Below are 10,641 nucleotides of genomic sequence, written 5' to 3' on the forward strand. Positions count from 1 at the left end.
CTGCTGCTGGACGAGGCCACCAGCGCGCTGGACCCGGCGGCCGAGCGCATGCTCTACACGCTGCTGGCCGAGCGCCTGCCTGCCTCCACGGTCATCAGCGTGGGCCACCGGGACGCGCTGGCCGACTTCCATGCGCGCGAATGCGTGCTGGCGCCGAGCCACGCACCGCAGGCGATCGCCACCTCTACCCTGCCCGGGCAGGGCGCCCAGCCGGGGAGACCGCCCTGCCTGCCTGAGCCCTGGGGCACCGCAGGAAGAGCAACGAGAAAAAGAAAAAGGCACCTTGCGGTGCCTTTCTCGAAGCCAGCGGTGGGAAGCGAAACCCCCTCACCGATCAGCGGCCGGCGCGCTTGCGCTCGTTTTCCGTCAGGAAGCGCTTGCGCAGGCGCACGCTCTTGGGCGTGATCTCGACCAGTTCGTCGTCCTCGATGAACTCCACGCCGTATTCCAGCGTGAGGTCGATCGGGGGCGTGATCTTGATCGCGTCTTCCTTGCCGGAGACGCGGAAGTTGGTCAGCTGCTTGGTGCGCGTGGCGTTCACGATCAGGTCGTTGTCGCGGCTGTGGATGCCGACGATCATGCCTTCGTACACCGGGTCGTTCGCCTTCACGAACATGCGGCCGCGGTCGTCCAGCTTGCCCAGGGCGTAGGTGAAGATTTCACCGTCGTCCATGGAGATCAGCACGCCGTTCTTGCGGCCGCCGATGGCGCCCTTGTGCGGTTCGTAGCTGTCGAAGATGTTGGAGATCAGGCCCGAGCCGCGCGTCAGGTTCAGGAATTCGTTGGTGAAACCGATCAGGCCACGGGCCGGAATGCGGTACTCCAGGCGCACGCGGCCACGGCCGTCCGACTCCATGTTCACCAGTTCGCCCTTGCGCTCGCCCAGGGCCTGCATCACGCCGCCCTGGTGGGTTTCTTCGATGTCGGCCGTCACCAGCTCGATCGGCTCGTGCTTTTCGCCGTTGATGTCGCGGAACACCACGCGCGGCTTGGACACGGCCAGCTCATAGCCTTCGCGGCGCATGTTTTCCAGCAGGATGGTCAAGTGCAGTTCGCCACGGCCCATCACCTCGAAGATGCCTTCTTCGTCGGTTTCCTTCACGCGCAGGGCCACGTTGTGCTGCAGTTCCTTTTGCAGGCGGTCCCAGATCTGGCGGCTGGTCACGAACTTGCCTTCGCGGCCGGCCAGGGGCGAGGTGTTCACGCAGAAGTTCATGGTCAGCGTGGGCTCGTCCACCTTGAGCATGGGCAGCGGTGCGGGATTGGAGGGGTCGGTCACGGTCACGCCGATGCCGATGTCCTCGATGCCGTTGATCAGCACGATGTCGCCCGGGCCGGCCAGGGGCGTCTGCATGCGGTCCAGGCCCTGGAAGGTCAGCACCTGGTTGATGCGGCCCTTGACACTCTTGCCCTCGGGGCCTTCCATCACCAGCACGTCCTGGCCGGGCTTCACGGTGCCCTGGCTGATGCGGCCCACGCCGATGCGGCCCACGAAGGTGGAGAAATCGAGCGCCGAGATCTGCAGCTGCAGCGGAGCGGTCGGGTCACCCGAGTTCGGGGGCACGTGCTTGAGGATGGTGTTGAACAGGGCCGACATGTCGGGGCCCCACTGCTCGCCGGGAGCGCCTTCTTCCAGCGAGGACCAGCCATTGATGCCCGAGGCATACACCACGGGGAAGTCGAGCTGCTCGTCGGTCGCGCCCAGCTTGTCGAACAGGTCGAACGCGGCGTTCACCACCTTGTCGGGGTTGGCTCCGGGCTTGTCCACCTTGTTCACGACCAGGATCGGGCGCAGGCCCAGGGCCAGGGCCTTCTTGGTCACGAAACGCGTCTGGGGCATGGGCCCTTCTTGCGCGTCGATCAGCAGCACCACGCTGTCCACCATGGACAGGGCACGTTCCACTTCGCCGCCGAAGTCCGCGTGGCCCGGGGTGTCGACGATGTTGATGTGCGTGCCTTCCCAGCTCACGGCGCAGTTCTTGGCCAGAATGGTGATGCCCCGCTCTTTTTCGATGGCGTTGTTGTCCATCACGGTATCGACGACCTTTTCGTGGTCGGCGAAGGTGCCGGACTGGCGCAGCAGCTGGTCGACCATGGTGGTTTTGCCGTGGTCAACGTGCGCGATGATGGCGATATTGCGGATTTGTTTGCTCATAGTGCTTCCAATATGCCGCGCTCTACCTGCGGCGTGCTTTCTAGAATCTGTTGAATTTCCAAGGGGCTCAGGAGCCGGTCGGGCACCAGTTCACCCGCAGTGGTGTGGCCCACGCCCAGCAGGGCATGGGGATCGTCTCCGAAGACCGCGACCGCGGGCGCATCGGGCCAGGGGCCGCGGCGGCGCACGCCGGACAGGAACCGCCCGGCATTCTCGCTGTCCAGCGTGACACGCACATGCTGTGCCAGCAGGATCTCGGCGGGGTGCACGCAGGCCATGCGCTCACCCTCGTCCATCGCCTCCAGCGCGGCCAGCGTGACGCAGCGCTCCACGCCCAGCCCGCCGGTGTCGATGCGCCGCAGGAACGTGAGGTGCGCACCGCAACCGAGCGCGGCACCGATGTCCTCGCCCAGCGTGCGAATGTAGGTGCCCTTGCTGCAGGTTACTATTATTTTGATAGCAGCATGCCCTAGTGTTTCTTGCACCGGAGCCAGTTTCAATGCATGGATGACCACGTCGCGCGCCTCGCGCTCCACGGCAATGCCGGCGCGTGCGTACTCGTACAGCGCCTTGCCATCCTTCTTGAGCGCGCTGTGCATGGGCGGCACCTGGCGGATCGGTCCCGTGAACTGGCGTTGCACCTCGGCCAGGCGCTCGGGCGTGAGTTGCGCCGGATCGACCTCGCGCTGCGCCAGCACCTCGCCCTCGGCGTCGCCGGTGGTGGTCGTCGTCCCCAGCAGGGCGATGGCCTCGTAGGTCTTGGGAGCGTCCAGCTGCAGCTGGCTGAACTTGGTCGCCGCGCCGAAGCACAGCGGCAGCACGCCCGTCGCGAGGGGATCGAGCGTACCGGTGTGGCCCGCCTTCTCCGCTCGCAGCAGCCACTTGGCCTTCTGCAGGGCATCGTTGCTCGACAGGCCCAGCGGTTTATCGAGCAGCAGCACGCCATGCACCGGACGCCGCTGGATGCGGGTGCGCGGCGCGCGCACCGCACCGCCACGCGGCCCGTTCGCTGCGTGCAAATCGCTGCCCCCCAAGGGGGCACTCGCTCCCTGGGGCGGCCCGTCGGTATGCATGCTCAGTCTTCTTGGGCGCGCGAAGAAACCGCCTTGGCGATCAAGGCATTCATATCGGCCGCACGCTCGGTGGTGCGGTCGAACACGAAGTGCAGCGTGGGCACGGTGTGGATGTGCAGGCGCTTGAAAAGGCCGTTGCGCAGAAAGCCCGCGGCCTGGTTCAGCGCCACCTGCGTGGATTCGGGGTCACCGATCAGCACGCTGAAGAAGACCTTGGCATGCGCGTAGTCGGGAGTCACCTCCACGGCCTGCAACGTCACCATGCCCACGCGCGGATCTTTCAATTCGCGCGCGATCAGCTCCGTCAGATCGCGCTGGATCTGATCGGCGACCTTGAAGCCGCGGTTGGGGGTGGAGGATTTCTTCGCAGCCATGTCGAGCCTCGGGCCTTACAGCGTCCGCGCGATTTCCTTGATGTCGAAGAACTCCAGCTGATCACCTTCCTTGATGTCGTTGTAGTTCTTGAGCTTGATACCGCACTCGAAGCCTTCCTTGACTTCCTTGACATCGTCCTTGAGGCGCTTGACCGAGTCGACTTCGCCCGTGTAGACCACCACGTTGTCGCGCAGCAGGCGGAAGCGTGCGTTGCGATGGACCATGCCCGAGGTGATGTACGAACCGGCAATCGTGCCGATCTTCGTGGCCACGAACACCGTGCGGATCTCGGCCGTGCCGATGACTTCCTCGCGCTGCTCGGGGGCCAGCATGCCGGACATGGCGACCTTCAACTCGTCCACGGCGTCATAGATGATGCTGTAGTAGTGCAGGTCGACGCCGTTGCTCTCAGCCGTCTTGCGCGCGCCAGCATCGGCACGCACGTTGAAGCCGATCACGATGGCCTTGGAGGCGATCGCCAGATTGATGTCGGACTCGCTGATACCGCCCACGCCCGCATACACGAGCTGGACCTTGATCTCGTCCGTGGACAGCTTGAGCAGCGACTGCGACAGCGCTTCCTGCGAACCCTGCACGTCGGCCTTGACGATGATGGGCAGGTACTTGACCTCGCCCGCCGTCATGTCGGCGAACATGTTCTCCAGCTTGGCCGCTTGCTGCTTGGCCAGCTTGGTGTTGCGGAACTTGCCGGCGCGGTAGGTGGCGATTTCGCGGGCCCGGCGTTCGTCGCCCAGCACCATGAATTCGTCGCCGGCCTGCGGCACTTCCGTCAGGCCCTGGATTTCCACCGGGATCGACGGACCGGCCGATTTGGCGACCTTGCCGTTTTCGTCCAGCATGGCGCGCACGCGGCCATAGGTCTGGCCTGCCAGCACCACGTCGCCGACCTTCAGCGTACCGGACTGCACCAGCACCGTGGCCACGGGGCCGCGGCCCTTGTCCAGCTCGGCTTCGATCACGAGGCCCTTGGCCATCGCATCGACCGGGGCGCGCAGTTCCAGCACTTCGGCCTGCAGCAGCACCTGCTCCAGCAGGTCGTCGATGCCCATGCCGGTCTTGGAGGACACGGGCACGAAAGGCGAATCGCCGCCGTACTCTTCGGGCACGACCTGCTCGGCCACCAGTTCCTGCTTGACGCGGTCGGGGTTGGCATCGGGCTTGTCGGACTTGGTGATCGCGACCACCATGGGCACACCGGCCGCCTTCGCGTGCTTGATGGCTTCCTTGGTCTGCGGCATGACGCCGTCGTCGGCCGCCACCACCAGGATGACGATGTCGGTGGCCTGCGCACCGCGGGCCCGCATGGCGGTGAATGCCTCGTGGCCCGGGGTGTCCAGGAACGAGATCATGCCGCGCGGCGTTTCCACGTGGTAGGCACCGATGTGCTGCGTGATGCCGCCGGCTTCGCCCGCGGCCACCTTGGCACGGCGGATGTAATCCAGCAGCGAGGTCTTGCCGTGGTCCACGTGGCCCATGACGGTGACCACCGGAGCGCGCCAGACCGATTCGGCCTGGGCACCGGCCACGTCGTCGTTGGTGAAGGCTTCCGGATCGTCCAGCGCCGCCACCACGGCCTTGTGGCCCATTTCTTCCACCACGATCATGGCGGTGTCCTGGTCCAGCGGCTGGTTGATGGTGACCATCTGGCCCATCTTCATCAGCGCCTTGATGACTTCGGACGCCTTGATCGACATCTTGTGCGCGAGCTCGGACACCGTGATGGTTTCGGGCACGTGCACTTCGATGATGCGGGCTTCCACCGGAGCCGATTGCTGGTGATGGTGGTCGTCGCGCTCGTTGCGGCGGCCACGGGGACCCCCGCGCCAGTTGTTGCGACCCACGCCGCCACTGCTGTCGCCGCGCGTCTTGATTTCCTTCTTCTTGGCAGGATCGCCGGCCCAGCTGGACGACAGCTTGGCGGACTTGACCTCCTTGTTGCCGCCGGCGGGCGCGGCCGGTGCACGGGCACCCGGCGCAGCGGCCGGCTTGTGCAGCGTGCCCTTCTTGGCATCGGCACCGGCGGGCTTGGCGGCCGCGGGAGCCGGCTTGGGCTCCTCGGGCTTCTTGGCCACGAGCACCTTCTTGGGTGCGGCCATCATGGCGCGGATCGCCTCGGCTTCGGCCAGGGCCTTGCGGCGGCGTTCGTCCAGATCGACGGCGCGCGCGGTTTCCTCGGCCGCACGGGCCTTGGATTCCTCTTCGGCCTTGGCGCGGGCTTCTGCCTGGGCGGCTTGGCGTGCACTGGCTTCCGCCGCCTGCTCGCGTGAGGCCTCCTGCTTTTCCGCCTGCATCTGGGCCTTGCGGCTTTGCTCCTGCGCGGCGTAGGCAGCAGCACGCTCTTCGGCTTCGCGCTCGCGCTGTTCGCGGGCTTCCCGCTCGCGGCGCTTTTCGTTCAGCTCGGCTTCCTGGTGGCCGATCAGCTCGGCCTGGCGGCGCGCCTCCTCTTCGCGGCGCACGAGGTCCTGCGATTCCGGAGACATCACGGTTTCCGCGGCTTCGGCAGCCTCGTCGGAGCCGGCGTCGGAGGCGCCCTCGCCCCCTTCGTCGCGCTTGATGAAAGTGCGCTTCTTGCGCACTTCCACCTGGATCGTGCGCGCCTTGCCGGTGGCATCGGCCTGCTTGATCTCGCTGGTGGATTTTTTCGTCAAGGTGATCTTCTTGCGATCGGCCGAGGCGGTGCCGTGGCTGGCCTGCAGGAAGGCCAGCAGCTTTTGCTTGTCCGTTTCGGTCAAGGCATCGGTCGGGGCGGCCTTGGCCACCCCGGCAGACTTGAGCTGGTCGAGCAGGGTTTCTGGCGATTTCTTGAGTTCAGTGGCGAACTCGGCGACTGTGTTACTGGACATATTTGGTTCGTACCTCCCCTGACCTACTCTTGCCCCGCGAACCAATGTTCGCGCGCCTTCATGATCAAGGCTTTGGCATCTTCTTCAGACTGGCCGGTCAGGGCGGTCAGTTCGTCAAGGCCTAAGTCGGCCAGATCATCCCGGGTGTTCACGCCGCCTTCGGCGAGCTTGCCGATCAACTCGGGCGTGAGGCCCTCGAGATCGCGCAGGTTCTGCGAAACGCCGTCCACGCTTTCCTCTCGGGCAATTTCCATGGTGAGCAGCGCATCCTTGGCGCGGGCACGCAGCTCGTTCACGGTTTCTTCGTCGAAGCTTTCGATCTCCAGCATTTCCTGCAGCGGCACGTAGGCCACCTCTTCGAGGCTGGCGAAGCCTTCCTCGATCAGGATGTTGGCGATTTCCTCGTCCACATCGAGCTTTTCCATGAACAGCTTGCGGGCCGTGTCGGTCTCGTTGGCCTGCTTTTGCGCACTTTCAGCCGCGTCCATGATGTTGATCTTCCAGCCCGTCAGGTCGGAAGCAAGGCGCACATTCTGGCCACCGCGGCCGATGGCGATGGCGAGGTTTTCCTCGTCCACCACCACGTCCATGGCGTGTTTCTCTTCATCCACCACGATGGACGACACGTTGGCCGGCGCCAGCGCGCCGATCACGAACTGGGCGGGGTCCTCCGACCACAGCACGATGTCCACCCGCTCGCCGGCCAGCTCGTTGGTGACGGCGTTGACGCGCGTGCCACGCACACCCACGCAGGTGCCGATGGGATCGACGCGCTTGTCGTGCGACAGCACCGCGATCTTGGCGCGGCTGCCGGCATCGCGCGCGCAGCTCTTGATCTCCAGCAGGCCCTGCTCGATCTCGGGCACTTCGTTGCGAAACAGCTCGATCATGAACTCGGGCGCCGAGCGCGAGAGGATGATGGGCGCGCCGCGCAGCGTCAGGTCCACCTCCATGATCATGGCGCGCACGCGGTCGCCATTGCGAAGGTTTTCCTTGGGGATCATCTCGGAGCGGCGCAGGCGGCCTTCCACCCGGCCCGACTCGACGATGATGTCGCCCTTGTCCATGCGCTTGACGGTGCCGGTGAAGATCTTTTCGCCGCGCGACATGAAGTCGTTGAGCAGCATCTCGCGCTCGGCGTCGCGGATCTTCTGCAGGATGACCTGCTTGGCAGCCATGGCGCCGATGCGGCCGATCGGCACGGAATCGACGCCTTCTTCGATGAATTCACCCACTTCGATGTCGGCGATGCGCTCGCGGGCATCCATCAGCAGCTCTTCGGCTTCGGGGTTCTGCAGACCGGCGTCGTCGGGCACGACGAGCCAGCGACGGAAAGTCTCGTAGTTGCCGCTGTCACGGTCGATGGCGACACGGATGTCCACTTCGCCTTGGTACAGCTTCTTCGTGGCCTGGGCAAGGGCCAATTCGACGGCGCCAAAGACCACATCGCGTTCCACGTTCTTCTCACGCGAAATGGCTTCGACCAACATCAACAGTTCGCGATTCATGCGACGACTCTCCTATTTTTCAATCTCTTGAAGGCCGCCGCGCCACGCGCGCCAACCTTTGTATTCGTTCGGTGTGTCAGGCCTGGACCGGCCCGTCTTTGGATCCCCGCCCCTTGAAATCGACGATGGACGCCAGGCGCGCATCGCGCAGTTCGTCCAGCGTGAAACCCAGCGCTTGCAGCGGCGCCGGTACCCGTTTCTTGCTGACCCGCTGGCCAGGCTTCACGGGCGGCTCCTCGCTCCAGACGACCTGCCATCCACCGGCTTCGGTACGCTCCAGCGTGCCGCGGAATTTCTTGCGGTTGGCATTGACCTGACCGCCGCCAGCCTCGCCGATGGGCGCCTTGAGCGTGAGGTCCACCATGTGCCCGGTGAAACGGATGAAATCCTGCTCGTGGCGCAGAGGGCGATCAATGCCGGGCGAGGAGATCTCCAGCCGCTTGTACTCGACGCCATCCACTTCCAGCGCGAACTGCAGTTGCCGCGTGACCTTTTCGCAGTCTTCCACGGTGACGAACTGCTCGGGCAGCACGGGCTCGCCCTCCACGGGCGCCTGCCAGGGCAAATCGATGGTGATGCGCAGCAGGCCGCCGGCGGAGCGCTCGATCTCCACCAGGTCATAGCCCAGCCCGGTCACGGTTTGTTCAACGATCTGCTGCAATGCCACGTGTTGTTCTGTTCAGTATCCAGAAGTACAAAAAACCCGATAACCACCTAGGACCTTCCAGGGCAGCTTCGAGCTCCAAAAGCGAACGGCCAAAAAAAACGGGCGGTAGGTACCCGCCCGTTTGGTCGTGAAGATGCAATTGTAGCCTGTCGCGCGCCGCTTTGCAAAGGCGGCGGCATGCAATTTGCATTGGCGCCACAGGCGTACCAGCTGCCCCTGCGGCGAGCGAGCGAAAAGCCCGGCGGTTCTCCGCTATCCACGGGCTGCGCGCACCCGTTCGATCAGCGCCTGGGCCTGCGGATCCCGCCCTGCCGGAGGCTGGGATGCCAGGCTGTCGAGCAACCGCGAAAGCACCCCGGACTGGGGCAGCAGCGGACCGAGAAAGCGCGCGCCGGCCGGATCGGCGATGAGCAGGGTCGGAAAGGTTTCCACGTCCAGATCGCCGGCCAGGTCTTCCTCGTCTTCGATGTCCACCCACACGAAGCGGGCCTGCGGATGGGCTTGCGCCACGGTGTCGAACACCGCCCGGTATTCGCGGCACGCACCGCACCAGCCGGCGCACAGGCAGACGACCCACCAGCCGGCGGTCGCGCTTGAGAGGGATATGTCGGGAGAGGCGGCCGGTTCGTGCATGGAAGAAAGGGTGTAGCTCAGGGATGCCGCCCCTCACGGGCGCGGTAGATGTCCATCGTACCCACACTGGCCGCCCGGTTGCCCCAGGCGTTGCGAACATAGGTCGACACCGCCGCCACGTCTTCGTCACCCAGCACGTGCCGGAACGGCGGCATGCCGTAGGGACGCGGGTTGCCGGCCGTGGTGGGCGGGTAACCGCCCAGGAGCACCATGCGCACCAGATTGGTCGGATTTTCCATGGTCGCGGCGCGGTTTCCTGCCAGTGCGGGAAACGCCCCAGGCCGGCCCTCGCCGCGCTCTCCGTGGCATTGCGCGCATTGTTGCGAATACACGGCAGCGCCCCGCTCCATGGCCGAAGCGGACGGGGGTGCCACCCCCACCGCCGGCGCCGGGCCTTCGTGTGCGGGCAGCGCGCGCAGGTAGACCGCCATGGCGCCCAGGTCGGCGTCGTTCAGGTATTGGGTGCTGCGGAACACCACCTCTGCCATGGGCCCGGTGACCGACCCGCGCGGCGCCACGCCGGTGCGCAACAGCGCCACCACGTCTTCCTGCGGCCAGCCGGCCACACCCGCCTCAGCGGCAGCGTTGAGGGCCGGGGCATACCAGTTCTGTACCGGGATGAGCCCGCCGCGGAACGCCTGCGACTCGCTCGTCGCGCCGAAGGCGTTGCGCGGGCTGTGGCAGGCCGCGCAGTGGCCCAGGCCCTGCACGAGGTAGGCACCCCGGTTCCATTCGGCCGACTGCTGCGGATCGGGCGCCAGCGTGCCGGGCCGGAAGAACAGCGCGCGCCAGCCGGCCAGCGCGGCCTGCGTGCTGAACGGGAACGCCAGCGCATGCGGCGTGTTGGTGCGCTGCACGGCCGGCAGGCTGCGCAGGTAGGTGTAGATCGCGTCGGAATCCTCGCGCGTGACGTGGGTGTAGTTGGGGTAGGGAAACGCGGGGTACAACAGCCGGCCGTCCCGAGACCGGCCGTGGTGCATCGCGCGCCAGAACTCCGCCGCTGTCCAGCGCCCCAGGCCGGTTTCGGCGTCGGGCGTGAGGTTGCTGGCGAACACCACGCCGAACGGCGTCTCCACGCCCCGGCCTCCGGCGAACGGCGCCCCGCCCTGCGCGGTGTGGCACGACATGCAATTGCCCGCACGCGCCAGGTATTCGCCGCGCTGCACGGCCTGCGGCGTGGGCTGGGCCAGGGGCACGTCCTGCGGCGGCAAGGGCGCTTCGCCGCGCAGGTTCAGGTACACCACCACGGCGCACGCCAAGGCACCCAGCAGCACCAGGCCGGCCAGCCCTTTCAGCGCGCGCTTCATCGCAAGCCCCCCGATGCGCCCGTGCCGGCAGCGGCCACGCCGCCGCAGGGCATCGGCAG

Annotated in this window: 8 protein-coding genes and 1 pseudogene; 1 reads left to right on the forward strand and 8 read right to left on the reverse strand. The window is 66.1% G+C overall.

The window, feature by feature from the left end:
- Positions 1–405, forward strand: a pseudogene (locus AC27IQ_RS13945) (hypothetical protein); the annotation flags it as partial.
- Here AC27IQ_RS13945 and typA read toward each other — a convergent pair.
- The 8 genes from typA to AC27IQ_RS13985 all read right to left on the reverse strand — a co-directional run bounded on the left by typA (position 335) and on the right by AC27IQ_RS13985 (position 10,582).
- Complete coding sequence (gene typA / locus AC27IQ_RS13950; RefSeq protein WP_272568713.1) at positions 335–2,155, reverse strand: translational GTPase TypA; 1,821 nt, start codon at positions 2,153–2,155, stop codon at positions 335–337. The pseudogene AC27IQ_RS13945 and the gene typA overlap by 71 nt on opposite strands.
- Positions 2,152–3,141 (reverse strand): tRNA pseudouridine(55) synthase TruB, encoded by a 990-nt coding sequence (gene truB, locus AC27IQ_RS13955; RefSeq protein ID WP_487089823.1) that lies wholly within the window; start codon positions 3,139–3,141, stop codon positions 2,152–2,154. The genes typA and truB overlap by 4 nt, the downstream gene beginning before the upstream one ends.
- Before the next feature lie 89 nt (positions 3,142–3,230).
- Positions 3,231–3,602, reverse strand: coding sequence for a 30S ribosome-binding factor RbfA (gene rbfA / locus AC27IQ_RS13960; protein WP_487089821.1), 372 nt, complete (start codon positions 3,600–3,602; stop codon positions 3,231–3,233).
- A gap of 15 nt (positions 3,603–3,617) precedes the next feature.
- On the reverse strand, positions 3,618–6,467 hold the full coding sequence (infB, locus tag AC27IQ_RS13965) for a translation initiation factor IF-2 (RefSeq protein ID WP_272568710.1): 2,850 nt from the start codon (positions 6,465–6,467) through the stop codon (positions 3,618–3,620).
- Positions 6,468–6,490: 23 nt separating this feature from the next.
- Positions 6,491–7,975: a transcription termination factor NusA gene (nusA, locus tag AC27IQ_RS13970; protein ID WP_272568708.1), complete on the reverse strand. Its 1,485-nt coding sequence runs from the start codon at positions 7,973–7,975 to the stop codon at positions 6,491–6,493.
- A 76-nt stretch (positions 7,976–8,051) separates the two neighbouring features.
- Positions 8,052–8,642 (reverse strand): ribosome maturation factor RimP, encoded by a 591-nt coding sequence (rimP, locus tag AC27IQ_RS13975; RefSeq protein ID WP_272568705.1) that lies wholly within the window; start codon positions 8,640–8,642, stop codon positions 8,052–8,054.
- A gap of 252 nt (positions 8,643–8,894) precedes the next feature.
- Positions 8,895–9,275, reverse strand: a complete 381-nt coding sequence (locus tag AC27IQ_RS13980; protein WP_487089822.1) for a thioredoxin family protein — start codon at positions 9,273–9,275, stop codon at positions 8,895–8,897.
- 17 nt (positions 9,276–9,292) lie between these two features.
- Positions 9,293–10,582, reverse strand: coding sequence for a c-type cytochrome (locus tag AC27IQ_RS13985; protein ID WP_487089824.1), 1,290 nt, complete (start codon positions 10,580–10,582; stop codon positions 9,293–9,295).
- Positions 10,583–10,641: the final 59 nt, after the last annotated feature.

The sequence above is a fragment of the Acidovorax sp. KPB24-07 genome (assembly GCF_057543315.1).

What these genes read in the sequence shown, in the direction of transcription:
- typA (WP_272568713.1), bottom strand. Translation starts at nt 2,155, where the DNA reads ATGAGCAAACAAATCCGCAATATCGCCATCATCGCGCACGTTGACCAC.
- rbfA (WP_487089821.1), bottom strand. Translation starts at nt 3,602, where the DNA reads ATGGCTGCGAAGAAATCCTCCACCCCCAACCGCGGCTTCAAGGTCGCC.
- infB (WP_272568710.1), bottom strand. Translation starts at nt 6,467, where the DNA reads ATGTCCAGTAACACAGTCGCCGAGTTCGCCACTGAACTCAAGAAATCG.
- nusA (WP_272568708.1), bottom strand. Translation starts at nt 7,975, where the DNA reads ATGAATCGCGAACTGTTGATGTTGGTCGAAGCCATTTCGCGTGAGAAG.
- AC27IQ_RS13980 (WP_487089822.1), bottom strand. Translation starts at nt 9,275, where the DNA reads ATGCACGAACCGGCCGCCTCTCCCGACATATCCCTCTCAAGCGCGACC.
- AC27IQ_RS13985 (WP_487089824.1), bottom strand. Translation starts at nt 10,582, where the DNA reads ATGAAGCGCGCGCTGAAAGGGCTGGCCGGCCTGGTGCTGCTGGGTGCC.